Raw genomic sequence first — 25,777 nt, 5'->3', positions numbered from 1 at the left:
AGCTCAGTACCAGCCGACGGCGACCTGCGCCTCCTCGGACATGCGGTCCGGCGTCCACGGCGGATCGAAGGTCATTTCGACCTCGACGCCCGACACACCTTCGACGGCGCCGACGGCATTCTCCACCCAGCCCGGCATTTCGCCGGCGACCGGGCAACCGGGCGCGGTCAGGGTCATCATGATCTTCACCATCCGATCGTCCTCGATGTCGATCTTGTAGATCAGGCCGAGTTCGAAGATGTCGGCCGGGATTTCCGGATCGTAGACGGTCTTCAGCGCGCCGATGACGTCGTCGCTGAGCCGTGCCAGCTCATCGGCCGGGATGCTCGAATGCACGATGCCTTCGCGCACGTCGATCTTCTGTTCGCTTTCATCCAGGCTCATCACGGACACTCCTCAGGCAAAGAACTTGCGCGCGTAATCAAGCGCATCGGCCAGTGCATCGACCTCGGCACGGGTATTGTACATGCCGAAGGATGCACGGCATGTGGAGGTGACGCCGAAGCGTTTCAAGAGCGGCATGGCGCAATGCGTGCCGGCCCGCACGGCAATGCCCTGCCGGTCGATCACCATCGAGACGTCATGGGCATGGATGCCCGCCAGTTCGAAGGAGAAGATGCTCCCCTTGTCGGGCGCAGTCCCGAACATCCGCAGCGAATTGACCGACCTGAGGCGCTCGGCAGCGTAAGCCGCAAGACCGGCCTCATGGCGGGCGATCGCCTCACGGCCGATCTTCTCCATGTAGTCGAGGGCGTAACCGAGCCCGATCGCCTGGACGATCGGCGGCGTGCCGGCTTCGAAGCGATGCGGCGGATCATTGTAGGTGACCGCATCCTCGGCAACTTCGAAGATCATCTCGCCGCCGCCCTGGAAGGGGCGCATCTCTTGCAGCCGCTCCTTCTTGCCGTAAAGCACGCCGATTCCCGACGGTCCGTAGAGCTTGTGGCCGGTCATCACATACCAGTCGCAATCGATGTCCTGCACGTCGACAGGCAGATGCACGGCGCCCTGGCTGCCGTCGATCAGCACCGGAATGCCGCGTTCATGCGCGATCCGGCAGACCTCCTTGACGGGAACGATCGTGCCGAGCGCATTCGACATATGGGTGATGGCGACAAGCTTGGTGCGCTCCGTCAGGCTCTTCTCGAAATCCTCGATATGGAAGGCGCCTTCTTCGTCGACCGGGACCCAAACCAGCTTGGCGCCCTGCCGCTCGCGGATAAAGTGCCAGGGCACGATATTCGAATGGTGCTCCATGATCGTCAGAACGATTTCGTCGCCTTCGCCGATCTTGGGCATGCCCCAGCCATAGGCGACGGTGTTGATCGCCTCCGTCGAATTCTTGGTGAAGACGATGTCGTTGACATCAGGAGCATTGAGGAAGCGGCGAACCTTCTCGCGCGCCGCCTCGTAGGCATCGGTAGCAGCATTCGAGAGATAGTGGAGGCCGCGATGCACATTGGCATACTCGTGGCTGTAGGCATGCGAGATGGCGTCGATCACCACCTGCGGCTTCTGGGCCGAGGCGCCATTGTCGAGATAGACCAGCGGCTTGCCGTGCACCTTCTCCGCCAGGATCGGAAAATCCTGTCGGATGGCTTCGACGTCGTACTCAGTGGCCGGCACTATCTTGTCCATGGCTGTGATCCGATCAGGCGTGCTTTTCGAGCCAGGCCGAAATCACGCTTTCCAGCGCTTCGACCAGGGCCTCGTCTTCCAGTTCCTCGACGATTTCGGCGACGAAGGCGTTGACGAGCATCGCCCGCGCCTTGTTTTCCGGAATGCCGCGCGCCATCAGGTAATAGAGATGGTTGGCGTCGATATCGGTCACCGTCGCGCCATGGCCGCACTGGACGTCGTCGGCGAAGATCTCGAGCTCCGGCTTGACCGAGAACTCGGCGTCGTCGGACATCAGCAGCGTATTGCAGGCCATCTTGGCGTCGGTCTTCTGGGCGTCTGGCGCAACCCGGATCATGCCCTGGAATACGCCCTTGGCGCGGTCAAAGACGACGTTGCGGATCACTTCGGTAGAGCCGGTATGCGGTACGTCGTGGCCAAGCACCATCGTCACGTCGGTATGGCTCTCGGCCCCGAGCAGGTTGATGCCGCGTAGCGTCAGATCGGCGCCCTCGCCCGTCACCTTGATATGCAGTTCCTGGCGCACCAGCTTGCCGCCGGCATTGATGACGAACAGGCGAAGCTTGGCATCGGCGCCGAGATCGACGCGGATCTGGCCGAGATGCGTATCCTCGGCGCCCTGCTGCTGCAGGATGATCCAGGTCAGCTCCGTGCCTTCGCCGACGGTGATGTCACTGATGTGGGACACCATGGCGGCATCACCCGTCACTGCACGGTGACGCTCGATGACAGTTCCCTTGACACCGGCGCCGAAGGAAACGGGGAGGCGCGTATGCGTCTGCCCGCCGGCATGGATGAACTGGAATTCAAGCGGGTTTTCAAGCGCGGTGTCGGCAGGCACGTCGACCACATAACCGTCGCGCACGAAGCTGCCATTGATGCGGCCGACCGCATCGTCGCTGCCCAAGGCATCCAGCCCATCAGCAGCGGAGCCGTCGAGCAGATGTTCGCAATAGGCGGAAAGACCAAGGCCACTGGCGATAGCCTTCGGGTTGGCATGGCCCTGGATCACCGCCAGCACCGTAGAGCCGGCAACGATCGGCTCTAGTGCGCTGGAGCCGGCATCACCCACTTGCACCGGCACGGCGCGCAGCTGATTCTTCAGGTCGGTATAGTGCCAGGCTTCGACGCGGCGCGTCGGCAGGCCGGCCTTCTTGAGGTCGTCGAGAAGCCGGTCACGCAATGCCGTCACTGCGCCATTGCCGGGCAGATCGCCGATCTGCTGGTTGAAGGCCTCAATGAGCGCCGTTTCGGCCGCGGTCAGGCGGCTCGTCGTCTGCATGTTCATGGACGTTGTCCTTTCCACCCGAACTCAGGCCGCTGCTGCGCCGATGATGTCGGCGTAACCATTGGCTTCCAGCTCATGCGCCAAGGTCTTGTCGCCGGACTTGACCACCTGGCCCTTGTAAAGGACGTGGACGGTGTCAGGCACGATATAGTCGAGGAGGCGCTGGTAATGGGTGATGACCACGACGGCGCGATCGGGCGAACGCAGCGCATTGACGCCGTCGGCAACGATTTTCAGCGCGTCGATATCGAGACCGGAATCGGTTTCGTCGAGCACGCAGAGCTTCGGCTCGAGCAGCGCCATCTGCAGGATCTCTGCGCGCTTCTTCTCGCCGCCGGAGAAGCCGACGTTGAGCGGCCGCTTCAGCATTTCTGTATTGATCTGCAGCTTGGCCGCAGCTTCCTTGACGCGGCGCATGAAATCCGGCGTCGTCAGCTCGTCCTCGCCACGCGCCTTGCGCTGCTCGTTCATCGCCACCTTCAGGAACTGCATGGTGGCGACACCCGGAATTTCGACCGGATATTGGAAAGCGAGGAAGATGCCCTTGGCGGCGCGTTCGGACGGATCGAGCTCGAGAATGCTCTCGCCGTTATAAAGGATGTCGCCCTCCGTCACCTCATAGTCTTCGCGGCCGGACAGCACGTAGGAGAGTGTCGACTTGCCGGAGCCGTTCGGCCCCATGATCGCCGCCACTTCGCCGGCCTTCACCGTCAGGTTCAAGCCACGGATGATCTCGGTGCCGTCTTCGGCGATGCGAGCATGAAGGTTCTTGATTTCAAGCATCTTTGGTTCCTGAGTTTTCTCTGCACAGCTCGCTAAGAGCCTCGCGTAATTTCTAAGAATGCCGGCGCGTTAGGCCACTACCGCCAAAACCGGATCAAACCGAAAAGAATTTGGATGAAGTCAGGCAAACCTCCGACGATCTTTCCTGCCTTTTCCATGCGCTGCTGGAGAAACACGTAAGGCTGCTCCGGCGGCTTTTCTGTTTCGTATCGTTGCTCGCGGGGGCGAATTTTCGCCAGTAGCTCCCCGCGCATATTCTCCAGACGTTCAAGAATGCGTTTCTTGTCCGTCTCGTTCATGTCAACCGACCGAACCTTCCAGCGAGATGCTGATCAGTTTCTGCGCCTCCACGGCGAATTCCATCGGCAGTTCCTGCAGGACTTCCTTGACGAAGCCGTTGACGATCAGTGCGATCGCTGCCTCGGTGGGGATGCCGCGCTGCAGGCAGTAGAACAGCTGGTCCTCGGAGATCTTCGAGGTCGTCGCTTCGTGCTCGAACTGCGCCGTCGAGTTTTTCGCCTCGATATAGGGCACGGTATGAGCGCCGCACTTGTCACCGATCAGGAGCGAGTCGCACTGGGTGAAATTGCGCGCATTCGAGGCCTTGCGGTGGGCCGAGACCTGGCCGCGATAGGTGTTGTTGGAAACACCGGCCGCGATACCCTTGGAGACGATGCGGCTCGACGTGTTCTTGCCGAGATGGATCATCTTGGTGCCGCTGTCGATCTGCTGATGGCCGTTAGAAACGGCGATCGAGTAGAACTCACCGCGGCTGTCGTCGCCGCGCAGGATGCAGGACGGATATTTCCAGGTGATCGCCGAGCCGGTTTCGACCTGCGTCCAGGAAATTTTCGAGCGGTCGCCACGGCAATCGCCGCGCTTGGTGACGAAGTTGTAGATGCCGCCCTTGCCTTCCTTGTCGCCCGGATACCAGTTCTGGACGGTGGAATACTTAATCTCGGCATCGTCGAGCGCAACCAGTTCCACCACGGCCGCATGCAGCTGGTTTTCGTCGCGCTGCGGCGCCGTGCAGCCCTCGAGATAGGAGACGTAGGCGCCCTCTTCAGCGATGATCAGCGTGCGCTCGAACTGGCCGGTGCCCTTCTCGTTGATGCGGAAATAGGTGGAAAGCTCCATCGGGCAACGAACGCCCTTCGGCACGAAGACGAAGGAGCCGTCGGTGAAGACAGCCGAATTCAGCGTCGCATAATAATTATCGGAGGTCGGCACGACCGAGCCGAGGTATTTGCGGACGAGATCGGGATGCTCGCGGATGGCTTCCGAGATCGACATGAAGATCACGCCGGCCTTCTTCAGCTCCGCCTTGAAAGTGGTGACGACCGAAACGCTGTCGAAAACGGCGTCGACGGCAATCTTCGGCTTCTCGACGCCAGCGAGGATTTCCTGTTCACGCAGCGGGATGCCGAGCTTCTCATAGACCTTCAACAGCTCCGGATCGACCTCGTCGAGCGACTTCGGACCCGGCGCGCTCTTCGGCGCGGCATAGTAATGGATGTCGTTGAAATCGATCTTCGGATAATTGACGCGCGCCCAGGTCGGCTCTTCCAGCGTCAGCCAGCGCCGATAGGCCTCCAGACGCCATTCCAGCATCCATTCCGGCTCCTGCTTCTTGGCCGAAATGAAGCGGATGATATCCTCGGACAGGCCCTTCGGTGCCTTGTCCATTTCGATGACGGTCTCGAAACCGTATTTGTACTGGTCCACATCGATCAGGCGCACCTGGTCGATCGTTTCCTGCACGGCAGCCATTTCATTCTCCAATCTCGCCGGATACAAGGTCCGGCAGCTTGTAGCGCACGGGGCAATTGACTTGCCCCTGATGTAAGAGGCCAAAAGGGACTTTTCAGCCCGATTGGCAAGCAGAAATTTGCGTTTCTGCAAGTTTATGATGCGGTCAGGCCGCCTCGCCCGCCGATCTGCGCCGGCAAGCGATCTTCGCAAAGGCGGCAATCGCCCTGTCGATGTCCTCTTCAGTCGTCGAAAAGCCGAGTGAGATGCGCAATGCCCCGAGCTTGGCGTCGCGCCCCATCGCCGTCAGCACATGGCTTTCACCAAGCCGTCCCGATGAACAGGCCGAGCCCGCCGAAAGCGCCACGCCTTCGAGATCGAAGGCGATCTGCCCTGTCTCCGCCTTTAGCCCCGGCAGGGTGAAGAAGATTGTATTGGCGACACGCTCGCCGCCCTCGCCGTGGATAATCACGTCGGATGCCACCCGGCGCATGCCGGCTTCCAGTCGCGCGCGCAACGCGCCGATTGCGGAGTTGCGCGTCGCGAGTTCGCCCGCTGCCACCTCTGCCGCCGCTCCGAAGCCGATCAGCGCCAGCGAATTCTGCGTCCCCGACCGGTGACCTCGCTCCTGTCCGCCGCCCTGGATCAGCGGCCTCGGCATCAGCGCCTCGCCGCGCGCGATCAGCGCGCCGGCTCCCTTCGGTCCACCGATCTTGTGCGAAGAGACGATCATGAAGTCGGCGCCGATCTGCCCGATGTCGAGCGCGATGCGGCCAGCCGCCTGCACCGCATCGACCACCAGGAGGCCGCCATGGGCATGGACAATCTTTGCCGCCGCCTCGACCGGCTGGACGATGCCCGTCTCGTTATTGACGAGCATGATGGCGACCATCGGCAGGCCGGCGGCCTTATCATGGGCGCCGAGCAGAAGGCCGAGCGCATCAAGATCGACGATCCCGGCTTCCGTCACCGGAATTTCCGTCATTTTGTCCCGGGAAAAGCGCCCGCCCTCGCGCACCGCCGGATGTTCGATTGCCGAAAAATAAAGGTGGCCGAGCCGAAGCGGCGTGCGACCCATACGAAAATCGGGCGTCAGCACCAGATTGGCAGCCTCCGTCGCGCCGCTGGTGAAAATCACATTGCCCGGATCGGTGCCGGCAAGGGCAGCTACCCTGCGCCGTGCCCCTTCGATGGCGGCGCGGGCGGCGCGCCCCTCTCCATGCACGCTGTTCGGATTGCCGAAGATGTCGATGGCGCGCATGATCGCGTCGCGTGCCGCGGGGTGCAGCGGCGCTGTGGCGTTCCAGTCGAGATAAAGGCGTGGCGGCGCCATGATCCTCAGTCCTGCGCTTGACGAGCTTGCTTCAGCATCGGCGGTGCATTTTTCTTGAAATTTCCGCCGGGCTTGCCTTATGACACGTTCCACGAAGCCGTGGATCGCCATGCAAGTTTCGAATTGTTCTAAACTGCGTTTTAGAAAAGCTGACAACCCGAGTCAAGTCATGTTGTCGTCCAACGCAGCGCGAACGCGAAATAAAACCCGGAGTACCAATGCCCGAAGTAATTTTCAACGGCCCAGCCGGCCGACTTGAAGGCCGCTACCAGCCCTCCAAGGAAAAAAGCGCGCCCATCGCACTCATCCTGCACCCGCACCCGCAGTTCGGCGGGACGATGAACAATCAGATCGTCTACCAGCTCTTCTACATGTTCCAGAAGCGCGGGTTCACGACGCTGCGCTTCAACTTCCGGGGCATCGGCCGCAGCCAGGGCGAATTCGATCATGGCGCCGGCGAATTGTCCGACGCCGCCTCCGCGTTGGACTGGGTGCAGAGCCTGCATCCCGATTCGAAGACCTGTTGGGTCGCCGGCTATTCCTTCGGCTCCTGGATCGGCATGCAGCTTCTGATGCGCCGGCCTGAGATCGAGGGCTTCATGTCGATCGCCCCGCAGCCGAATACCTATGACTTCTCCTTCCTGGCGCCCTGCCCCTCCTCCGGCCTGATCATCAACGGCGAGGCCGACAAGGTGGCGCCGGAAAAGGATGTCAACGGCTTGGTGGAAAAGCTGAAGACCCAAAAAGGCATCCTCATCACCCATCGCACCGTTGCCAACGCCAACCACTTCTTCAATGGTCAGGTCGAGACGCTGATGAGCGAATGCGAAGACTATCTCGACCGCCGCCTCAATGGCGAGCTGGTGCCCGAGCCGGCGGCCAAACGGATCCGTTGAGCGCAGAGCAGCCTAGGTCTGCCCACCGCCATCCTCACGACGCGCTGGGCTTTCCCGGCCGCATGCCGGCAGTCAGCTCGAAAGCCGTGTCGAGCACTCCATCGATCAGGATCGGCGCGCGTTCGCGCATGCCGATCTTCCTAAGGACGCGTTGCGAGGCGATGTTTTCGGGATGCGTGAAGGCGATGAAGCCCGGCGCGAACTCCCTTGCGATGAACCAGCAGGCCAGCGCGCTCGCCGCCTCCGTCGCCAGGCCCTTGCCCCACGCCTCCTCGCGCAGGGAATAGCCGAGTTCGAATTCCTCGCTCCCGAATCGCGAAATGCCGGCGCGACCGATGAAGCTGCCGTCCTCGGCAAGAAGCTTGTATTTGGTCGTGCCGTCGCGCGCCTGTTCCTCGAACCAGCTGCGCAGCCGTTGCTCGGCCTTATCGAGACTCCAGGGAGCGTTGCCGGGAAGATAGCGCGTCATCGCTGTCGTCGAATGCAGTTGCTGCAACAGAGCAGCGTCGCCTTCGTCCCACATCACAAAGCGCAGCCGCGACGTCATCAATATAGGGCTTTCGCGTGTCACGGCGTTGCCAGCACTCCGCCGCTGACAGCAGCGGCAACGCCCGTCGTACCGGGAAATGTCAGCGGCAGTCCTTCAAGCGAGCGGACCGCGAGATAAGCCCAGGCCTCGGCCTCCATCGCATCGCCGTCGAAGCCTGCCTGTTCCGCGGTCAAGACCCGCGACCCCGCACCTTCGGCCATGGCAGCGAATTCCGCCATCAGGGTGCCGTTCAACCGCCCACCGCCGCAGATGATATAGGTCGAGGGGCTGTCGGGCAGGAACCCGGCAGATTTGACGATCGAGGCGGCGGCGACGTGCGCCAGCGTCCGAGCACCGTCTTCAAGGCTCGCCTCGTCGCGCCGAAGCGGCTCGAAATCGCCGCGGTCGAGCGACCGGCGGACATTGCCGCGGAAAAACGGGCTTTCTAGATACCGCTCCGCCAAGGCGGCGACCACCTTGCCGCGTCCGCCGATCTCGCCGCCGGGATCGTAGCTTCTGCCGGTCTGCATCTCCACCCATTGGTCGATCAGCGTATTGCCCGGGCCGCTGTCGAAGGCCGCAATCCGGCCGTCTGCGCCGATATAGGTGAGATTGGAGATGCCGCCTATATTGACAAAGCACACCGCCTCTCCCGCCTGCTGGAATTTTCCCGCAAGGGCAGCGTGATAGGCCGGCACCAGCGGCGCCCCCTGCCCGCCGTGAACCATGTCGTTGGCGCGCATGTCGTAAACCACCGATAGGCCGGTCCGGCGCGCCAGCTCCCGGCCGTCGCCAATCTGGATCGTCAGCCCGTCGTCAGGACGATGCAATACCGTCTGGCCATGAAAGCCGAGAACATCGATGGCATCCGCAGCGAGCCCGAAACGCTCTATGAATGCCGTAACGGCAGTTGCGTGCCGTTCGGTCAGTTCAAGCTCGATCTCGCGCAGTTCCCCCGGCCGTTCGCTCCTGTCGGTCAGCGGCCGCGCCAGTTCCAGCGCCCGTTTGAGACGCCCGCGAAACGCTGCGTCGTACGGCAGGCCCAGGAACGGCCCACGCTCGATGAAACCGCGGCCGTCGGTTCTGACCAGCGCGACATCGATTCCATCCATCGATGTGCCGCTCATCAGACCGACCGCGGTTCTGATCACATCCATGAGGCTTGCCTCCCATGCGATTCCCGGATGCACTTTGCTAAAAACAGTGCTAAACGCGCCGCGACAGATCAACAACAACGAAGTTGCGCAAGCCCGGTGAGCGCAGCGCAGACACCAAGAGACGAAAGCCATGTCCGAGTTCAAGTCCGATTTCCTCCGCACGCTGAAAGAGCGCGGCTTCATTCATCAGGTTTCCGATGAAAGCGGCCTCGACGACCTGTTCGCGAAGGAGGTCGTGACGGCCTATGTCGGCTACGACGCAACCGCGACTAGTCTGCATATCGGCAATTTGATCTCCGCCACCATGCTTTACTGGCTGCAGGAGACCGGCCACCGCCCGATCGCCCTGATGGGTGGCGGCACCTCGATGGTCGGCGACCCCTCATTCCGTGACGAGCAGCGCAAGCTTCTGACACCGGAGGCGATCTCCACCAATATCGAAGGCATCAAAAAGATCTTCTCGCGCATCCTGCGCTTCGGAGACGGTCCGACCGATGCCTTCATGGTCAACAATGCCGACTGGCTTTTGAAGCTCAACTACGTCGAATTCCTGCGCGATGTCGGCCGCCATTTCTCGGTCAACCGCATGCTCTCCTTCGACAGCGTCAAGCTAAGGCTCGACCGCGAGCAGTCACTCTCCTTCCTGGAGTTCAACTACATGATCATGCAGGGCTACGACTTCGTCGAGCTCAGCCGCCGGTACGGCTGCCGCCTGCAGATGGGCGGATCGGACCAGTGGGGTAATATCATCAACGGCGTCGACCTCGGCCACCGCATGGGCACGCCGCAGCTCTACGCGCTGACGACGCCGCTTCTGACCACGAGCTCGGGCGCTAAGATGGGCAAGAGTGCCACCGGCGCCGTCTGGCTGAACGAGGACGTCTTCAGCCCCTATGATTTCTGGCAGTACTGGCGCAACACCGAGGATGCCGATGTCGGCCGCTTCCTGAAGATCTTCACCCGCCTGCCGCTCGCCGAGATCGCCAGACTCGATGCCCTCGGCGGCGCCGAAATCAACGAGGCGAAGAAGATTCTCGCTACGGAGGCGACCGCAATCGTCCACGGTCGGGAGGCGGCAGAAGCATCCGCTGAAACGGCGCGCACCACCTTCGAGGAAGGCCGCGTTGCCGAAAACCTGCCCTCAGTCGAAATCCCGGCGACCGAACTCGACGGCGGCATCGGCCTGCTCTCGCTGATGGTCCGCGCCGGCCTTGCCGGCTCGAACGGCGAGGCCCGCCGCCACGTCCAGGGCGGCGCAGTACGCATCAATGACGAGGCAGTCAGCGACGAACGCCGCCTGATCGGCAGCGGCGAAATCACCGCCGATGGCGTCATCAAGCTCTCGCTCGGCAAGAAGAAGCACATCCTGATCCGCCGCGCGGCGTAAGTGGCATCAAACTGAACGGATTTCAAAGCCGGCGCCCCGCGCCGGCTTTTCCTTTGGAGCGGGATCAGTCGGCCCGCCATCGATATTCCGCATCGTCTTGTTTCGTCTCTCGAAGCGGAGGTCCGAGCGGAGTGACCTCCGAAGCGGGCCGTACGCGCGACCACCATCCGATCGAGAAAATCGGCGGCGTCATCTTTGCGTCGAGAGGAACCAGCAGGACGTGCTTGGAGGGGATGCTCTCCGGCGGCGTCAGTCGCGCGCCCTTTTCTGCAGAATGCGAAGCCTCGCCGACTGTCACGGCCATTATGGTGGCCGAAAGGAAAGAGACGGTCCGGGCGCACTGCATGGCATCCTCCGACATTGCACCGAGCCACATTACATCAGAGTTATCTAAAATAAGCAAAGCATCAATGACACGCTTGTCGACATAGGTCGGAATTAGCCGACTCTCGGCGCTACGAATAACGGCCTTCCGGAACCTTTTCCGCTCGACGGGATTTGCGACCAGATGCATTTGGAGCGCCGGCATGATCAACGACCTCTGGTATAAGAACGCCGTCATCTACTGTCTGTCCGTCGAGACCTTCATGGATGCGAACGGCGACGGTGTGGGCGATTTCCAGGGCCTGATGCGCCGTCTCGATTATCTCTCCGGCCTCGGCGTGACGGCGATGTGGCTCATGCCGTTCCAGGCGTCGCCCGGTCGCGACGACGGTTACGACGTCTCCGATTATTACAATGTCGACCGCCGCTATGGCTCGCTCGGCGATTTCGTCGAATTCACCCACGGCGCCAAACAGCGGGGCATCCGGGTTTTGATCGATCTGGTGATCAATCACACGTCGAAGGATCACCCCTGGTTCGAAGACGCCAGGAGCGATCCGAATTCGCGCTATCGCGACTGGTACGTCTGGTCGGATAAAAAGCCCGCAAACGCGGATCAAGGCATGGTCTTTCCCGGCGTCCAGAAGACGACCTGGACCTATGACGAAAAGGCCAAGGCCTATTATTTCCACCGCTTCTACGACCATCAGCCCGATCTCAACACCTCCAATCCCGAGGTGCAGGCGGAGATCCTCAAGATCATGGGCTTCTGGATTCAGCTCGGCGTCTCGGGCTTTCGGATGGACGCCGCCCCCTTCATCATCGCCACGAAAGGCGCTGAGGTCACCAAGCCGGTCGAGCAGTTCGATATGCTAAGGAAGTTTCGCGAGTTCCTGCAATGGCGCCTGGGCGATTCCATCGTGCTGGCGGAGGCCAATGTCCTGCCCGAGGACAATTTCGAGTATTTCGGCGACGATGGCGACCGTATGCAGATGATGTTCAATTTCCAGGTCAATCAGACTCTGTTTTATGCTCTCGCCACGGCCGACACGCGCCCTCTAAAGAAGGCGATGGAGGCCACCAAACCGCGCCCCGCGACCGCGCAATGGGGGCTGTTTCTTCGCAACCACGATGAACTGGATCTCGGTCGCCTGACGGACAAGCAGCGCAACGCTGTGTTTGCGGCATTCGGACCCGAGAAGGGCATGCAGCTTTATGACAGGGGCATTCGCCGTCGCTTGGCGCCGATGCTCGCCGGCGACCGTCGCAGGATCGAGATGGCCTATAGCCTGCTGTTTTCGCTGCCCGGCACACCGGTCATCCGCTACGGCGATGAAATCGGCATGGGGGACGATCTGTGCCTGCCGGAGCGCAACTGCGCGCGCACCCCGATGCAATGGTCGACAGAACCGGAAGGTGGTTTCACCAAAAGCAAAAAGCCCATTTCCCCAGTCATCAAGGACGGCCCCTACGGCTTCGAGCACATCAACGTCGCCGTCCAGCGGCGCGATCCGAATTCGCTGCTGAACTGGACGGAGCGGATGATCCGAATGCGCAAGGAGGCTCCCGAGATCGGTTGGGGCGATTTCTCAGCGGTCGACACGGGTAATGACGGCGTACTGGCGCTGCGTTATGACTGGCGCGGCAACTCGGTGCTGATCCTGCACAACCTGCATCCGCACCCGGCGGAAGTGACCTTCGATCCCGACGTGGGCGACCACGGGCGATTGCTGATCGATATTGCCGATAGCGCAAGTAGCGAAGCCGATGAGAAAGGACGTCATACAGTCATGCTCGATGGCTATGGCTACCGCTGGTATCGAGTCGGCGGCCTCGATTACCTCCTCAGACGAAGGGAGATCTAGAGCCTTTCCGGGTTAGATTGAAGCATTCTGTTGGCTCAAACGGAGTCGGATGGTCGACCGGCCGGCGCGCGTCGTAGCCCAGCTCTACGGCCAAGCCGGCCGGTCGATCAGCCGGCCTGTTTCAGCCAACCCGAAGGGCCGGACATCTTTCCGCCAGGACCAAAGGCGATCGGCTCGGACGTACCTGGGGTATGTCCGTCCCCAATCGCCTTTGCCCTGACGAAAACCTGCTCCGGCAGAATGCTTCAATCTAATCCGGAAAGGCTCTAAGTCTCGCCCCGCCTCACTGAAATTCGAAGATCTGCCGGAAAACACCCGGGGCGATGATCGACAATGGGTTGATCTGCAGGTTCGGCTGGTCGAACTTGCCGGTGAGCTTGAAGGTGATGCCAATCAGGCCGCGGTCGCTGCCATTGCCGAGGATGACGCCGATCAGCGGCAGTTCGGCGAAGAGGCGATTGAGGCCGTAGGCCGGCATGAACGTGCCGGTCATATCCATATTGCCCCTGCGGTCGCGCACCACGCCCTGGAAGGTCGCGCCGATCTGGTCGCCTCGCAGCACGCCGTTCTCGATACCGATCATGCCGTTGCGCGAGACGATGCGTGCAAAGCCGCGCTGGAAACGTTGCGACGAGGTGTCGATGTCGCGTTTGACAGCCTCGTTGAGGCTGCGCTGCTCGTTTCCGACAGGTGTCGAGACGATCGAACGTAGTCGCTGCTCGTTAACGATCGAGAAGCGGCGCACATCGAGCGAACCATCCCACCCGCCCTGCGCCGAGAGCCGGATCGCGAGGTTCAGCAGGCCGCCCTGCATGTGCTGATAGAGATCGGCGAAACGCGAAACGGCACCGGCATCGCCGCTGGTGATATTGATGACACCGCCGTCCTTCATCTGACTGACAACGGCCTCGCCGCTGCCGGTGACGCCGGAAAAATTCAGCGCCTGCAGCTTGTCGCCGCGCAGTGACACTTGCGCCTGGAAATTGCCGACCTTCTCGTCGTTGAAGCCGATGACGTTTTTCAACTTTGCGCGCACCGACACGCCCACATTGTCACCGTCGCCGTCCTCCCCGCCGTCCGAGCCCGATTTCAATCGGGCGATGACCGGCCGCGCATCGGCGCTGTCGCCGGAAACGGAGACGTCGAAATTGCCCTTGCTGCGCTTTACCGACAAAGCGAAATCGTCGAGTGAGGAGAGTCTGACGCTGTCGAAATCCGCAGAGATAAGGCCGGTCTTGCCGACAACAAGCGATCCGCTGGCGCCGAATCCGTCGCCCTTCAGCCGGAAATTCTTGATCTGAGTATTCTCGGGCGGGCCGGACATCTCGAATTCCGCGGAGGCGGCAATGCCGCTGCCTTTCGACCAGCCGATCCAGGGCAGGTCGAGCATCGATCTGGTGAGGTCGAGCTGAACGTCTTGCCTGTCGTCGTCAATCCGCGTCAGCACCATCTTCAGGTTACCCCTGACGATATCGGAAAGCCCCGGCATTACCTTGCTGCGCTGCTCGTCGGAGAGGCTCGCCGTGATCACGCGCTGCCGCTCGACGCCGGACGACGCCTCGACCGGTTCGGTCAGATCGATATCGGCGGGAATGCCGTCGATCTCGCCCTTGGCATCGAGCGTGATCTGCTTCGGATCGCCGTTCAGCATGCCGCTGACATTGCTGATCCTGCGGCCGGAAAACGGCTTGGCAAGATCGACGTCGGCGAGCTTCATGGCGGCCTTCCACTCGGCCGGCGGCGGGTTCTGCGAGGAGAGCAGTCCGAAATGCGCCTTCACATTCGCGTCGATGTGCCCCTTGAAGTCGTCAGGCGAAAAGCCGGCACGCTGCAGCACCCGGATCGGCTTATAGGTGAGGAGCTCGCCTATCGCGTCCGCCGCGCCCGATACCGCCAGATCGATATCCGCCATCAGCGGCTTATCGTATGCGGACGGAATGACGAACGTCCCCTCCCCGAGACCGACGGACCGGCCGGAGGGAAAATAGGAGGTGCCGCTCTTGATCGAGATCGTCGCAACCGGGCCGGTCAGGTCGAAATGCGCCGCAGTATCGCGGACCGGCGGAATGTCGCCGGCGACGTTCATCCGCGCGCCCGCAACATCGAAGCCGATGCGGATCTGGTTGGCGTCGAGCTTCAATCCCTTGCCGCCGGCTGCCTCGTCCAGCCTGCCGAAGGGAATGAAAACCGAAATCGAAGCGTCGGTGACGGTGCCGCCGAAGAGATTGCCGTGCACCCATGTGCGCACCTTGGGCGCCATCCAGAACGGCCAGAGCTGCTTGATCGCCGTTGTCTGCAGCTCTCTGGATTGGCCGGCGAAGCTGATTTCCGGTGATTTATCGCCGAGCTTGACGTGCAACGCGCCGTAGAGCGCGCCGAGCGGGCTGGACACGGTCATGTTGGGGAACAGGAATTCCCGGCCGGCGACCATATAGCGCCCGGTCGCCTGGATGTCGAAGGCAACAGGCTCTTCGCCGGAGCCGCTTGGGGCGGCTGTGCCGCCGCTGACGAGCAGATCGATGCCGAAACCTTTGCCGGCTTTGGGATCGAGTTTGTCGAGATCGATCAGCGCGCCGTTGAGGGGAAGCGTGGTCGCGCCGAACCGGACATTCGATTTAGCGATCTCCAGCGTTTGCTTGGCGAAATCGTAGGCGAGGTTTATTTGCCCGCCTGACAGCTCCTGCGGATCGCCGTCGGCATAGATCAGCCCGGGGTCTACATCGACCGTTGCGGCAAGCGCCGGCTGGGCGCCGGCGCGCTCCCTGGTGGCTGACACCGTCAGGTCGGCAAAGGCGCTGAGCCCCTGCCGGATGACGCCCTGATCATTGCGTTTGAGCGCAAAAGGCGTGAGGTTCGCATGCTTGAGCGTCGCCACCACCTTCGACACCTGGCCGTCTTCCTTCTCGGCCAGCACGTCGAGCTCCGCCACTTCGCCGTTAAGCGCAACCTCACCTCTCAATTGCAGCGAGGATGGCCCGGCATGGGCGAAGACGAGATTGTCGACGACGAGCGACAGCGGTCCGTTCGCGGTATCGGCGAGCTTGATGTCAATGCCGGAGATGCGCACGGAATTTGTCGAGCCGCGCGTCACGATGCTGTCGAACATGTCAAGCTGCGAGAAGATCGTCTCCATCGCCGCCGGCATGGCGTCGATGCGCAGATCGTCAAGCTGGACGGGCTTGCCGGAGGGCAGAAGCGCGGTATCGAGAGCGATATCCTCCGCTTCGATATCGGCGACGGCGATACGGCCACGGAAAAGCTGCAGCGGATCGAGCCCGAGGCGAACCGAACCCGTCGTCGACAGGTGCTGGCCGCTGTCCTGGTCAATCATATTCACGTTGCGCGCTTCCAGCGCCAGCCGGAAGTCGGAGGTGAAACGGATGACCGTGGAGCCGACTTCGACGCGATAGCGCGGTCCGGCCACGCCGTTCAGCGCCGCCTGCGCCTGCTGAGACAGCGGCTTGTCGAACATGCCGCTCTCGACGGTGAAGACGATGGCGGCGAGAATGAGGAGAATCAGTCCGAGAAAAACGGACGTCAGCTTCGCCGTGCGCCGCATCGGCGAACGCGGCGGCGGGCAATGAACGATGATCGGATTCTCGGTCTGGGCGGACGGCAAACGGTCCAGCGCAACGATATCCTTCTTGCGAAACGTGACCTTTTCGCCGCGGATGGCTGACATGCGCCCTCGGGCTCTCCCTTAAATCGAAGAATTGAACCCGGCTATGCTGGACGGGTTTCCGTCCACTATATAATTCGGGGACAGAGAGTGTCATCCACAAACCCGGCAAAAGAAAGGTTTTCCCAATGGCGGTTCCCGGCATCGGCGCCCTGGCCCCCGACTTCAATCTCCCCCGCGATGGCGGCGGCCGTGTCTCGCTTTCCGATTTTCACGGCCGGCCCCTCGTCCTGTTCTTCTATCCCAAGGATGATACGACGGGCTGCACCGCCGAATCGCTGGCTTTCACTGCGCTTGCGCCGGAGTTTGAAGCAGCAGGTGCCGCCGTCATCGGCATGTCGCCCGATTCGGCCGCCTGCCATGACAAGTTCATCAGAAAGCACCGTCTTTCGGTGGCGCTCGCCTCTGACGAAGAGAAGACGACGCTCCAGGCCTACGGTGTCTGGAAGGAAAAGAGCATGTACGGCCGCAACTTCATGGGCGTGGAGCGCACGACTTTCCTCATCCGCCAGGATGGCACGATCGCGACGATTTGGCAGAAGGTGAAGGTACAGGGCCATGCCGAGACCGTGCTCGAGGCCGTCAGGAATCTGGCCGCGTGACCGGTGATTTCGCGATAAGCTCGCTGCGCGGCGGCGCTATCGACGCCATCCGCTCGGCCGACCTCGACCGTAAGACCGCTCTTGCGCAGGAAAGCGCCACCCGCTGGTTCGCCCGCCGGGTGTCGCTGCGCTCACCGCTCGACGCGGCCCTGCCGGAGAGGCCCGGTCGCCCCGAGAAACCGGTGCTGACGCCGCCGACCCAGGTGGAAAAGCGCTCGCTGCACACGCTGAAGGGCCGGATCGCCCTCCTCCATGCAATTGCCCATATCGAGCTCAACGCCGTCGATCTCGCGCTCGATATCGTCGCGCGATTCGCGACCGAACCGGTGCCCAATTCCTTCTTCGACGGCTGGATGCAGGTCGCCTTCGAGGAGGCGAAGCATTTTCGCATGGTGCGCGCGCGCCTCAACGATCTCGGCGCCGATTACGGCGATCTTCCCGCCCATGACGGGCTTTGGCAGGCGGCTCATTCGACGCGCAACGACCTGACGGCAAGGCTCGCCGTCGTGCCGCTGATTCTCGAAGCCCGTGGTCTCGACGTGACGCCATCGCTGCAAGCGAAAATGCGTGAGACGGGCGATCTCGACAGCGCAGCGGTGCTCGATGTCATCTACAACGACGAGAAAGGTCATGTCGCCGTCGGCGCCAAATGGTTCCGATTCCTCTGCGCGCGGGAGAAGCGCGACCCGGCAAAGGCCTTTCAGGAGCTGGTGCGCGCCAATTTCCGCGGGCCGCTGAAGCCGCCTTTCAACGATCTCGCCCGCGCCGAGGCCGGGCTGACGCCATCCTTCTACCGCTCCCTGGCGTCGATCAGCCATGCCTGAGCTGATTGATCTTCTAGCGTAAACGGCGGCAACGAAAGCATTCATTAACCATAAACGTGTCTAATTTTCCGAAAGAGGCGTAGAGCATCATTCGGGAGAGCCTGCGTGAACGGCGGACATCAGCACCGGGTATTCGGCAAGCGGGCCCAGGAACATATTCTGATCCTGGCAAGTGGTGACAAAGTCCGCCACATGACGGTTCGGCCGTGGATGGCCGCCCTCGCCTTCTGCTTCGTCGGTGTCTTTTCCATCGGCTATCTCTTGGCGACCTCCTATCTCGTGCTGCGCGACGACCTGATCGGCGCCACCATGGCGCGCCAGGCCCGCATGCAGCACGACTACGAGGACCGCATCGCCGCCCTTCGCGCCCAGGTCGATCGCATCACCTCCCGCCAGCTTCTCGACCAGCAGGTGGTGGAAGACAAGGTCGACAAGCTGATGGAGCAGCAGATGGCGCTCACCTCACGCCACGGCAAGCTCGACAACCTGCTCGACCGGGCCGAAAGCTCCGGGCTTAAGGATAGGGACAGCGCGCCGTCTTTGCCTGCGCAATCCTATGCCCCCGCCATTAAGGACAAGCGCGCTTCGCTCGGCGAAAGCGGCATAGAGGCGATCGAGAAACAGCTGGCAAGCGGCGCACCAGCCGATGCCACTCCCGACAATACGACTCTTGCCTACGTGCCGGCCACGGAGACGGTCGGCGACCGCGCCGACCGCATCTTCTCCAAGGTGACGCTGTCGCTGAAGGACGTTGAACAGGACCAGCGCAACCGCATCGAGCAGCTCACGAGCGACGCCGGCAACGCCGCCAATGCCATCGAGAGCGTGCTGACGCGGTTCAAGATTCCCATGCCCGAGACCGCTGTCAAGCAGGACGAAGATAACAGCGCCGTTGGCGGCCCCTTCGTCGAGCCGGAGAGCAATGACGATTTCAACAATTCGCTGATCGCTCTCGACGGCGCACTGACACGGCTGGAAGCTGTGCGCAGCACCGCCGAATCCCTGCCCTTCCGCAACCCCGCCGTCGGCAAGGAAATGACCAGCCCCTTCGGCAACCGCCGCGACCCTTTCCTCGGCCGCCTGGCGCTGCATTCCGGCGTCGACTTCCGCTTTTCGCCGGGCGAAAAGATCCGCCCGACGGCGCCCGGCAAGGTGATATCAGCCGGCTGGACAGGCGGTTACGGCAATATGATCGAGATCGATCACGGCAACGGCATCTCGACGCGCTACGGCCACATGTCCCAAGTCCTGGTCACGGCCGGCGATACGGTCGACCGCAACGACGTCATCGGCCTTGCCGGCAGCACCGGCCGCTCGACCGGCACGCACCTGCATTATGAAGTGCGGCAGAATGGCCGAGCCATCGATCCAGTATATTTCATGAATGCCGGCCTTAAACTCGCCACCTATATCAAGTAATACCCGCCCGGTAACCAAAGCTTCACTCTGCACCGGGTGCGGCCTCTCTATTTCTTGACTTGCCGGCCATTCGGGGCTATGTCGCGCTGCATTGCGGCATGCAATCCCGCCGACTCGTTCAGAGCTCGGCCGAACCGGAACGGAAACTGTTTTCCCTTTGACGACATTCGCTGACCTTGGCTTGAGCCAAAAAGTGCTATCCGCTGTCACAGACGCGGGCTATACGATCCCCACACCTATCCAGGCGGGGGCTATTCCCTTTGCGCTCGAGCGTCGCGACATTTGCGGCATCGCGCAGACCGGCACCGGCAAAACGGCATCCTTCGTTCTGCCGATGCTGTCACTTCTGGAAAAGGGCCGCGCCCGCGCGCGCATGCCCCGGACGCTGATCCTCGAGCCGACGCGCGAACTCGCCGCCCAGGTCGCCGAGAATTTCGAGAAATACGGCAAGAACCACCGCCTCAACGTTGCCCTGCTGATCGGCGGCGTTTCCTTCGAGGACCAGGATCGCAAGCTCGAGCGTGGCGCCGACGTGCTGATCTGCACGCCGGGTCGCCTCCTCGATCACTTCGAGCGGGGCAAGCTGCTGATGAGCGGCGTCGAAATTCTCGTCATCGACGAGGCCGACCGCATGCTCGACATGGGCTTCATTCCCGACATCGAGCGCATCGCCAAGCTCATCCCCTTCACCCGCCAGACGCTGTTCTTCTCGGCCACCATGCCGCCGGAGATCCAGAAGCTCGCCGACCGTTTCCTGCAGAATCCAGAGCGCATCGAAGTGGCCAAGCCCGCTTCGGCAGCAAAAACGGTAACGCAGCGCTTCGTCGCTTCGCACAGCAAGGACTACGAGAAGCGCGCGGTTCTGCGTGAACTCGTCCGTGCTCAGACCGAACTGAAGAACGCCATCATCTTCTGCAATCGCAAAAAGGATGTCGCCGATCTCTTCCGTTCGCTCGAGCGCCACGGCTTCAACGTCGGCGCGCTGCATGGCGACATGGACCAGCGTTCCCGCACGACGATGCTGCAGAATTTCCGCGACGGCAACCTCCAGCTGCTCGTCGCCTCCGACGTTGCTGCCCGCGGCCTCGATATTCCCGATGTCAGCCACGTCTTCAATTTCGACGTGCCGATCCATTCGGAAGATTATGTCCACCGGATCGGCCGCACCGGCCGCGCCGGTCGCTCGGGCGCCGCGTTCACCCTCGTCACCAAGCGCGACACCAAATTCGTCGACGCGATCGAAAAACTGATCGGTGAAAATGTCGAATGGCTGAACGGCGACCTGACCTCGCTGCCGGCTGTGGAAGAAAGCAAGGACAGCGACCGTCCGCGCCGCAACGGGCGGGAACGTGGCGACAAGGATCGCGGTCGCGGACGCGGCAAGCACGGTGCTGCGAGTCATAAATCTGACAACGACATACAGGATAATGACGTCCAAGTGATCGCAGCAGCACCAGCAAAGGCCGAAGTCGTGAAGAACGAGCGCAAAGCAGAGCAGAAGCCGCAAAACAATGCGCGCAACAACCGGCCTTACCCGGCAAACGACGACAGCCGCGATCGCCGCCGTCATCGCGATCACGACGACGGCCCGACCCCGGTCGGCTTCGGTGACGATATTCCCGCTTTCATGCTGATTGCCGGCAGCGCCAAGGTCTGAACATCCAATGGGCAAGCCCGGACTCGACTTTCCGGGCTTCGGCGTCGGCCTGGTGATTCTGCGCGACGCCAAGGTTCTGCTTTATAAGCGTGTGAAAGCGCCGGAAGCCGGTTATTGGAACATCGTCGGCGGCAAGGTCGATCACATGGAGCCGGCAGAGCAAGCGGCCCGCCGCGAGGCCGAAGAAGAAACCGGTCTCAAAATCGGACGGATCGAGCGGATCGGCATGACCGAACAGATCATCGATACCGACCGTCAGCACTGGATTTCACTTCTCTATCTCGCCTGCGACGTCGAGGGCGAGCCGCAATTGACCGAACCCGACAAGCTTTCGGCTTTCGGTTGGTTTCCCCTGAACGAATTACCCGAGCCGTTGTCTGCCTTCACCAAGGCGGCGATTTCAGCGCTCCCCGCGATCAAACGCGGTTAGCTATCGGCGCGAAGCGCTGCCTGATAGGCCAGCCGCACCCATTTCGCCATCAGATCGGGATCGTCGTAGGCCTCTTCGGGGATCGACCAATAGGGCATCTTCACCGGCTTGCCCTTCTTGCCTTCATAGGCCCATTGCGTGGCGCCGGCGGCGGCAAATTCCGGTGCGCTCGTCTCGTCAGCTTTCAGCAGCATTTCATCGCGCACTTCGACCGCGACGATACGCCCGAGATGATAAATTCCCTTGCCGCCGAACATGCGCTTGATCGTGACGGGGCCAAGTCCCTGAAACATTTCCTCGATCCCGGCATTGTCCATTCTCTGTTTCCTCGTTTCCCGCCAGCCCCAATTAGAGCGTGTGATAATCCCGGTTCAAATAGATGAGAGCCGGATGCTTTTCGCTGAAGCGGACGGCGGCGACTTCGCCGAAGATGACATTGTGCGTCGGCATTTCCTTGATATCGGTCACCCGGCAGTCGAAGGAGGCAAGCGCATCGGCAAGGACGGGCGCGCCGGTGACGAGCTTGTCGAAACGGGCGCTGGCGAAACGCTCTTCATCGGCAAGCGCGGTGCGCCCGGAGAAAGCGTCAGCGACTGCCTGGTGATGGGCGCCGAGCGTGTTGAGCACGAAGATGCCGCTGCGGAAAAAAATGTCGTTCTTCGGATTGGTGTTGTTGAGGCAAATCAGCACCGAAGCGGGATTGTCCGAAACCGAGCAGGCGGCGGTGATGGTGACGCCGCGGCGCATGCCTTCCATTACCGTCGTCACGAGCTGCACATGGCCGGCATAACGGCTCATGGCATCGCGATAAAGGCCGGGATCGATATGCTGCCTGTTCAACACGTGCTTCTCCCGCGCGCTCTTCTGCCTGCGTCATTCCTTAAATCGGGATCGATTTAAGGAGAACTATGCAGCAATTCAAAATGCTACAGTGTCCTTTGCGCGACTGAAATGACGCCTGACGCCGTAGTTCGACTTGCTATCGCGCCAATATGGCGAGCATCGGTTACCTTTTCTACAATAGGACCGGTGAAAAGCGTCGGGTTGCGCTTGTTTTTCTTTGACGATTGCGACCTTGCGGATAAAAGGGCATGGACGATGGCTAGGGATCTCCGCCTTTCATGATCAACCTGCGTGGCATAGCAGCCTTTCTGACGCTGCTGGTAGCGGCGGCGCAAGGCCATGCGGCCGGCGTGACGATCGGCGTCGTCGCCCCGCAGGGTGGTGCGCTCGGCTTGCTCGGCACGCAGATTGCCGCCGGCGCCGGCTTCGAGATCCAGCAGTCGGGAAACACGCTCGTCGCCATAAACGACACCTGCGAGGACAATGGTGGCGCGGCGGTCGCCGATGCGCTCGTCAATGCCAAGGTACAGATCGCGGTCGGCTTTCTCTGTAGCGAAACGCTGGAAGGCGCGCTGCCGAAGCTGAAGGACGCCAATATTCCGGCGATCACCGTTTCAGTACGGTCGCGCATCCTGATGGAGGATGCGCTGAAAAACGGCTGGCCGCTCTTCCGCTTGGCGCCTGCCGACGGCACTGAGGCGGCAAAGATCATCGAGGTGATACTCAAGGACTGGGCGGCCGATCCGATCGCCCTGATCGAGGACGGCACCATTCATGGCCGCGAACTGACGGAAGCGGTGCGCAATGCGCTGGAGCAGAATGGCTTGAAGCCGGTTTTCACAGATACTTATCGTCCGGGCCAGGAGCAGCAGATTGCCCTCGTGCGTCGCCTGAAACGGGCCGGCGCCACCAGGGTCTTCGTCGGCGGTGATCGCAACGACGTCGCCGTTATCGCCCGCGACGCCGAGGCGGAAAACATTCCGCTGTCGATCCTCGGCGGCGATGCCATGCGCGCTGCCGACCAGCCGCTGCCGTTGGCGCCCGGCGTGCGTGCCGTGGTCCTGCCCGAATATACCCTTCTGCCCGAAGGTAGGCCGGCGGCCGAGGCGTTGCGCGCCAAAGGCACCGAGCCTGAAGGTTATGTCCTGCCGTCGCTGGCGGCGGCCCTGATTGCCGGTCAAGCGGTGGAAGCCGCCGCTGCCGCCGGCAAACCGCTGCTGGAGACCCTTGTCGGCACGACGTTCCAGACACCGGTCGGCGCCGTCGCCTTCACCGGTGCACACGAGCTTTCGCAAAATCCCTACCGCCTGCTCGAATGGCGGGGCAATGGCTTTTTTCCACCGGCTGCGCCGACGCAATGAGCGGCTGCCAGCCATGAATTTCCGGCGCCGTGCGCAGATGGCGCCCACACGGGAGTAAGACTTGATGACGCTGCCTATTCGCATTGCCCCTTCGATCCTCGCGGCGGATTTCGCCAGGCTCGGCGAGGAGGTGCGCGACGTCACGGCCGCCGGCGCAGACTGGATCCACCTCGACGTGATGGACGGACACTTCGTGCCGAACATCTCCTTCGGTCCCGATGTCATCAAGTCGCTGCGGTCCTACACATCAGCCGCCTTCGACTGCCATCTGATGATCTCTCCAGTCGACGACTATCTCGAAGCCTTCGCCAAAGCCGGCTGCGATCGCATCACCGTCCATTCCGAAGCCGGGCCGCATCTGCACCGCTCGCTGCAGACCATCCGCAATCTCGGCAAGAAGGTCGGCGTGACGATCAATCCAGCGACGCCACTCAGCGCCATCGAGAACGTGCTCGATGACGTCGACCTCATCTTGATAATGTCCGTCAACCCAGGGTTCGGCGGCCAGAAATTCATTCCGGCGATGACGGCCAAGATAGCCGCCGCGAAATCACTGATCGGTGACCGCCCGATCGAACTCGAAGTCGACGGCGGCGTCACAATGGAAACGGCGCCGGCTATCGCACGCGCCGGCGCCAACGTTCTCGTCGCAGGCTCTGCAATTTTCAAGGGCGGTACGGTCGAGGAGTACCGCAAGACCGTCGCCGGTCTGCGTCAGGCAGCCGAAGGGGCACGAGCATGAAGAAGCGTCTGATGATGGGTGGCATGCTTGCCGCCGCAATTGCCGGCCTGCCGGGCATGTCGCTGGCCGGCGACATTGCCAGCATTCAACCGATCGGCTTTTCCGCCGACGGCAAGGTCTTCGCATTTCAGGAATTCGGAATCGAGGCAGGCGGCAGCGCGCCCTACTCCAACACCTATTTCATCGATACCGGCAACGGTCAGTATCTCGACGGCACGCCCTTCCGCACCGAACTGACCGAGAAGGACGCCAATCTCTCCAAGGCGCGGCGGCAGAACCTGACGGCAGCGCGCAGCCAGATGGACAAATACGATCTCCTGACCAATCCCGGCCTGATTGCCGCCTTCAACCCGCCGACCGAGCTCGGCTCTCCCTCGAAAACGCTTCGCTACACCACGCTTGCGACCGACGGACCGCCGAAATCGCCTTATACGCTCTCGCTCGGCGAGATGCCCGTGCCGACGCCCAAGGAATGCGCCGCTATCGATAAACGCATCATCGGCTTCAGCCTGCAGATGATCGAAAAGGAGGGTGCCCCGAACCGTCAGGCGGCCCGCCAGGCCACCGCCGTTCCGGCAGAGCGCGCCTGTTCGGTGGAATACCGGATCGGCGGCGCGATGGTCTACCAGCCGGAAGGCGGAAACCAAGTTCACATCGCCCTCGTCCTGGCCTTCGATGCGGAGAGGAACGGACGCTGGATCGCCGTTCCAGTTCATCCCTGAACTTGGATCGCCCCAGGATGGATCGTCTAAGGGCGGCAAAGCCGCCCGCCTCCGATCTCTTTGCCGGCGCATTGCTCTGGGGCATGCAGATGCTCGCCGCCGCCATGCTCGGCCTTTACCTCCGCAACGGTCTGCAGACCAGCCGGCTTGCCGAGGTCGCCGCACTTTATTTCCTCGGTGGCGTGCTCTCCTGGCCCTTCGCCCTGCCGGTCGCCCGCTTTTTTGCCCATAACAGGCCGCTGGAAGCTCGCTTTGCCGCCTTCTTCGTGACGCTGACGACAGCCACGATCCTGATGACCGCCTTCCTGTTTGCGATGGAGTATCGCATCTTCTATTCGCGCTGGCACGCGCCCGTCGGCAGTATCGTCTGGGCCATCCAGTTCGTCTTCACCAGCATCAGCGCCGTCTACCAGTTCCTGGTAATCGGCCTTCGCTTGTTCCTGCCGCTCGGCCTCGTCTGCCTGTTCGTCAGCAGCTATCATCTTGCCAAACGCATGCGTTGAGATTGCCGTCCGTCTTTGCTACAGGGGCGCTAAAGCAATTTCAGTA

General features: G+C 61.8%; 25 protein-coding genes. 12 read left to right on the top strand and 13 right to left on the bottom strand.

Annotated features, from left to right (window positions below; genetic code table 11):
- Window positions 1-3 precede the first annotated feature (3 nt).
- The 7 genes from GA0061105_RS01935 to GA0061105_RS01905 all read right to left on the bottom strand — a co-directional run bounded on the left by GA0061105_RS01935 (window position 4) and on the right by GA0061105_RS01905 (window position 6,791).
- The gene (locus GA0061105_RS01935; protein ID WP_004675587.1) at window positions 4-384 is read right to left on the bottom strand and encodes an SUF system Fe-S cluster assembly protein; all 381 of its coding nucleotides are present in this window, start codon (window positions 382-384) and stop codon (window positions 4-6) included.
- 12 nt (window positions 385-396) lie between these two features.
- Window positions 397-1,638: a cysteine desulfurase gene (locus GA0061105_RS01930; protein ID WP_092747642.1), complete on the bottom strand. Its 1,242-nt coding sequence runs from the start codon at window positions 1,636-1,638 to the stop codon at window positions 397-399.
- Between the two features lie 13 nt (window positions 1,639-1,651).
- Window positions 1,652-2,926, bottom strand: a complete 1,275-nt coding sequence (gene sufD / locus GA0061105_RS01925; RefSeq protein WP_092747640.1) for a Fe-S cluster assembly protein SufD — start codon at window positions 2,924-2,926, stop codon at window positions 1,652-1,654.
- 24 nt (window positions 2,927-2,950) lie between these two features.
- A complete protein-coding gene (gene sufC, locus GA0061105_RS01920; RefSeq protein ID WP_064691723.1) occupies window positions 2,951-3,709 on the bottom strand; it encodes a Fe-S cluster assembly ATPase SufC in 759 nt (252 codons plus the stop codon).
- A 77-nt stretch (window positions 3,710-3,786) separates the two neighbouring features.
- Entirely contained in the window at window positions 3,787-4,008 is a 222-nt protein-coding gene (locus tag GA0061105_RS01915) for a hypothetical protein (RefSeq protein WP_064691724.1), read from the bottom strand.
- A 1-nt stretch (window position 4,009) separates the two neighbouring features.
- Window positions 4,010-5,479 (bottom strand): Fe-S cluster assembly protein SufB, encoded by a 1,470-nt coding sequence (sufB, locus tag GA0061105_RS01910; protein ID WP_064685460.1) that lies wholly within the window; start codon window positions 5,477-5,479, stop codon window positions 4,010-4,012.
- Window positions 5,480-5,624: 145 nt separating this feature from the next.
- Window positions 5,625-6,791, bottom strand: a complete 1,167-nt coding sequence (locus GA0061105_RS01905) for a cysteine desulfurase family protein (RefSeq protein WP_092747638.1) — start codon at window positions 6,789-6,791, stop codon at window positions 5,625-5,627.
- A 218-nt stretch (window positions 6,792-7,009) separates the two neighbouring features.
- Between GA0061105_RS01905 and GA0061105_RS01900 the strand changes: the two genes are divergently transcribed.
- A complete protein-coding gene (locus GA0061105_RS01900) occupies window positions 7,010-7,687 on the top strand; it encodes an alpha/beta hydrolase (RefSeq protein ID WP_004675601.1) in 678 nt (225 codons plus the stop codon).
- Between the two features lie 34 nt (window positions 7,688-7,721).
- Here the strand turns inward: GA0061105_RS01900 and GA0061105_RS01895 are convergent, their stop codons facing one another.
- Window positions 7,722-8,234, bottom strand: a complete 513-nt coding sequence (locus tag GA0061105_RS01895) for a GNAT family N-acetyltransferase (RefSeq protein WP_064691727.1) — start codon at window positions 8,232-8,234, stop codon at window positions 7,722-7,724.
- 20 nt (window positions 8,235-8,254) lie between these two features.
- The gene (locus tag GA0061105_RS01890; protein WP_092747636.1) at window positions 8,255-9,373 is read right to left on the bottom strand and encodes an anhydro-N-acetylmuramic acid kinase; all 1,119 of its coding nucleotides are present in this window, start codon (window positions 9,371-9,373) and stop codon (window positions 8,255-8,257) included.
- A 130-nt stretch (window positions 9,374-9,503) separates the two neighbouring features.
- On the opposite strand from GA0061105_RS01890, the gene tyrS reads away from it, so the two are divergent.
- On the top strand, window positions 9,504-10,760 hold the full coding sequence (gene tyrS / locus GA0061105_RS01885) for a tyrosine--tRNA ligase (protein WP_092747634.1): 1,257 nt from the start codon (window positions 9,504-9,506) through the stop codon (window positions 10,758-10,760).
- Window positions 10,761-10,824: 64 nt separating this feature from the next.
- Here tyrS and GA0061105_RS01880 read toward each other — a convergent pair whose 3' ends face one another.
- Window positions 10,825-11,121 (bottom strand): hypothetical protein, encoded by a 297-nt coding sequence (locus GA0061105_RS01880; RefSeq protein WP_092748287.1) that lies wholly within the window; start codon window positions 11,119-11,121, stop codon window positions 10,825-10,827.
- A 166-nt stretch (window positions 11,122-11,287) separates the two neighbouring features.
- On the opposite strand from GA0061105_RS01880, the gene GA0061105_RS01875 reads away from it, so the two are divergent.
- On the top strand, window positions 11,288-12,949 hold the full coding sequence (locus tag GA0061105_RS01875) for an alpha-amylase family protein (RefSeq protein WP_092747632.1): 1,662 nt from the start codon (window positions 11,288-11,290) through the stop codon (window positions 12,947-12,949).
- A gap of 283 nt (window positions 12,950-13,232) precedes the next feature.
- Here GA0061105_RS01875 and GA0061105_RS01860 read toward each other — a convergent pair whose 3' ends face one another.
- Window positions 13,233-16,631 (bottom strand): YhdP family protein, encoded by a 3,399-nt coding sequence (locus GA0061105_RS01860; protein WP_092747630.1) that lies wholly within the window; start codon window positions 16,629-16,631, stop codon window positions 13,233-13,235.
- Window positions 16,632-16,756: 125 nt separating this feature from the next.
- On the opposite strand from GA0061105_RS01860, the gene GA0061105_RS01855 reads away from it, so the two are divergent.
- The 5 genes from GA0061105_RS01855 to GA0061105_RS01835 all read left to right on the top strand — a co-directional run bounded on the left by GA0061105_RS01855 (window position 16,757) and on the right by GA0061105_RS01835 (window position 21,560).
- The gene (locus GA0061105_RS01855; protein WP_064691733.1) at window positions 16,757-17,230 is read left to right on the top strand and encodes a peroxiredoxin; all 474 of its coding nucleotides are present in this window, start codon (window positions 16,757-16,759) and stop codon (window positions 17,228-17,230) included.
- Entirely contained in the window at window positions 17,227-18,054 is an 828-nt protein-coding gene (locus GA0061105_RS01850) for a ferritin-like domain-containing protein (protein ID WP_092747628.1), read from the top strand. The genes GA0061105_RS01855 and GA0061105_RS01850 overlap by 4 nt, the downstream gene beginning before the upstream one ends.
- A gap of 105 nt (window positions 18,055-18,159) precedes the next feature.
- Window positions 18,160-19,473 carry a peptidoglycan DD-metalloendopeptidase family protein gene (locus GA0061105_RS01845; protein WP_092747626.1) on the top strand — a complete coding sequence of 438 codons (1,314 nt, stop codon included), beginning with the start codon at window positions 18,160-18,162 and terminating at the stop codon, window positions 19,471-19,473.
- A 157-nt stretch (window positions 19,474-19,630) separates the two neighbouring features.
- A complete protein-coding gene (locus tag GA0061105_RS01840; protein ID WP_064691736.1) occupies window positions 19,631-21,130 on the top strand; it encodes a DEAD/DEAH box helicase in 1,500 nt (499 codons plus the stop codon).
- Between the two features lie 7 nt (window positions 21,131-21,137).
- Window positions 21,138-21,560: an NUDIX domain-containing protein gene (locus GA0061105_RS01835; RefSeq protein WP_064691737.1), complete on the top strand. Its 423-nt coding sequence runs from the start codon at window positions 21,138-21,140 to the stop codon at window positions 21,558-21,560.
- On the opposite strand, the gene GA0061105_RS01830 is transcribed toward GA0061105_RS01835, so the two are convergent.
- Complete coding sequence (locus GA0061105_RS01830; protein ID WP_092747624.1) at window positions 21,557-21,877, bottom strand: TfoX/Sxy family protein; 321 nt, start codon at window positions 21,875-21,877, stop codon at window positions 21,557-21,559. The two genes, GA0061105_RS01835 and GA0061105_RS01830, sit on opposite strands and share 4 nt — an antisense overlap.
- A 31-nt stretch (window positions 21,878-21,908) precedes the next feature.
- Window positions 21,909-22,403, bottom strand: a complete 495-nt coding sequence (locus GA0061105_RS01825) for a flavin reductase (RefSeq protein ID WP_092747622.1) — start codon at window positions 22,401-22,403, stop codon at window positions 21,909-21,911.
- A gap of 278 nt (window positions 22,404-22,681) precedes the next feature.
- On the opposite strand from GA0061105_RS01825, the gene GA0061105_RS01820 reads away from it, so the two are divergent.
- The 4 genes from GA0061105_RS01820 (at window position 22,682) to GA0061105_RS01805 (ending at window position 25,731) form a co-directional block, all read left to right on the top strand.
- Entirely contained in the window at window positions 22,682-23,764 is a 1,083-nt protein-coding gene (locus tag GA0061105_RS01820; RefSeq protein WP_092747620.1) for a branched-chain amino acid ABC transporter substrate-binding protein, read from the top strand.
- A 64-nt stretch (window positions 23,765-23,828) separates the two neighbouring features.
- Entirely contained in the window at window positions 23,829-24,506 is a 678-nt protein-coding gene (gene rpe, locus GA0061105_RS01815) for a ribulose-phosphate 3-epimerase (RefSeq protein WP_092747618.1), read from the top strand.
- A complete protein-coding gene (locus tag GA0061105_RS01810) occupies window positions 24,503-25,228 on the top strand; it encodes a DUF2259 domain-containing protein (RefSeq protein WP_064691742.1) in 726 nt (241 codons plus the stop codon). Before rpe ends, GA0061105_RS01810 begins: the two co-directional genes overlap by 4 nt.
- Window positions 25,229-25,245: 17 nt before the next feature.
- On the top strand, window positions 25,246-25,731 hold the full coding sequence (locus GA0061105_RS01805) for a hypothetical protein (RefSeq protein ID WP_064691743.1): 486 nt from the start codon (window positions 25,246-25,248) through the stop codon (window positions 25,729-25,731).
- The last annotated feature ends 46 nt before the right edge of the window (window positions 25,732-25,777 follow it).

This window comes from Rhizobium aethiopicum (genome assembly GCF_900094625.1).
Classification (GTDB): domain Bacteria; phylum Pseudomonadota; class Alphaproteobacteria; order Rhizobiales; family Rhizobiaceae; genus Rhizobium; species Rhizobium aethiopicum.
Note: the sequence above shows the minus strand (reverse complement) of the source record. Positions and strands in the feature narration are given on the sequence as shown.

What these genes read in the sequence shown, in the direction of transcription:
- GA0061105_RS01805 (WP_064691743.1), top strand. Translation starts at nt 25,246, where the DNA reads ATGGATCGTCTAAGGGCGGCAAAGCCGCCCGCCTCCGATCTCTTTGCC.
- GA0061105_RS01900 (WP_004675601.1), top strand. Translation starts at nt 7,010, where the DNA reads ATGCCCGAAGTAATTTTCAACGGCCCAGCCGGCCGACTTGAAGGCCGC.
- GA0061105_RS01860 (WP_092747630.1), bottom strand. Translation starts at nt 16,631, where the DNA reads ATGTCAGCCATCCGCGGCGAAAAGGTCACGTTTCGCAAGAAGGATATC.
- GA0061105_RS01935 (WP_004675587.1), bottom strand. Translation starts at nt 384, where the DNA reads ATGAGCCTGGATGAAAGCGAACAGAAGATCGACGTGCGCGAAGGCATC.
- sufC (WP_064691723.1), bottom strand. Translation starts at nt 3,709, where the DNA reads ATGCTTGAAATCAAGAACCTTCATGCTCGCATCGCCGAAGACGGCACC.
- rpe (WP_092747618.1), top strand. Translation starts at nt 23,829, where the DNA reads ATGACGCTGCCTATTCGCATTGCCCCTTCGATCCTCGCGGCGGATTTC.
- GA0061105_RS01915 (WP_064691724.1), bottom strand. Translation starts at nt 4,008, where the DNA reads ATGAACGAGACGGACAAGAAACGCATTCTTGAACGTCTGGAGAATATG.
- GA0061105_RS01875 (WP_092747632.1), top strand. Translation starts at nt 11,288, where the DNA reads ATGATCAACGACCTCTGGTATAAGAACGCCGTCATCTACTGTCTGTCC.
- sufB (WP_064685460.1), bottom strand. Translation starts at nt 5,479, where the DNA reads ATGGCTGCCGTGCAGGAAACGATCGACCAGGTGCGCCTGATCGATGTG.
- GA0061105_RS01820 (WP_092747620.1), top strand. Translation starts at nt 22,682, where the DNA reads ATGATCAACCTGCGTGGCATAGCAGCCTTTCTGACGCTGCTGGTAGCG.
- GA0061105_RS01905 (WP_092747638.1), bottom strand. Translation starts at nt 6,791, where the DNA reads ATGGCGCCGCCACGCCTTTATCTCGACTGGAACGCCACAGCGCCGCTG.
- GA0061105_RS01835 (WP_064691737.1), top strand. Translation starts at nt 21,138, where the DNA reads ATGGGCAAGCCCGGACTCGACTTTCCGGGCTTCGGCGTCGGCCTGGTG.
- GA0061105_RS01830 (WP_092747624.1), bottom strand. Translation starts at nt 21,877, where the DNA reads ATGGACAATGCCGGGATCGAGGAAATGTTTCAGGGACTTGGCCCCGTC.
- sufD (WP_092747640.1), bottom strand. Translation starts at nt 2,926, where the DNA reads ATGAACATGCAGACGACGAGCCGCCTGACCGCGGCCGAAACGGCGCTC.
- GA0061105_RS01890 (WP_092747636.1), bottom strand. Translation starts at nt 9,373, where the DNA reads ATGGATGTGATCAGAACCGCGGTCGGTCTGATGAGCGGCACATCGATG.
- GA0061105_RS01880 (WP_092748287.1), bottom strand. Translation starts at nt 11,121, where the DNA reads ATGTCGGAGGATGCCATGCAGTGCGCCCGGACCGTCTCTTTCCTTTCG.
- GA0061105_RS01810 (WP_064691742.1), top strand. Translation starts at nt 24,503, where the DNA reads ATGAAGAAGCGTCTGATGATGGGTGGCATGCTTGCCGCCGCAATTGCC.
- GA0061105_RS01895 (WP_064691727.1), bottom strand. Translation starts at nt 8,234, where the DNA reads ATGACGTCGCGGCTGCGCTTTGTGATGTGGGACGAAGGCGACGCTGCT.
- GA0061105_RS01855 (WP_064691733.1), top strand. Translation starts at nt 16,757, where the DNA reads ATGGCGGTTCCCGGCATCGGCGCCCTGGCCCCCGACTTCAATCTCCCC.
- GA0061105_RS01930 (WP_092747642.1), bottom strand. Translation starts at nt 1,638, where the DNA reads ATGGACAAGATAGTGCCGGCCACTGAGTACGACGTCGAAGCCATCCGA.
- tyrS (WP_092747634.1), top strand. Translation starts at nt 9,504, where the DNA reads ATGTCCGAGTTCAAGTCCGATTTCCTCCGCACGCTGAAAGAGCGCGGC.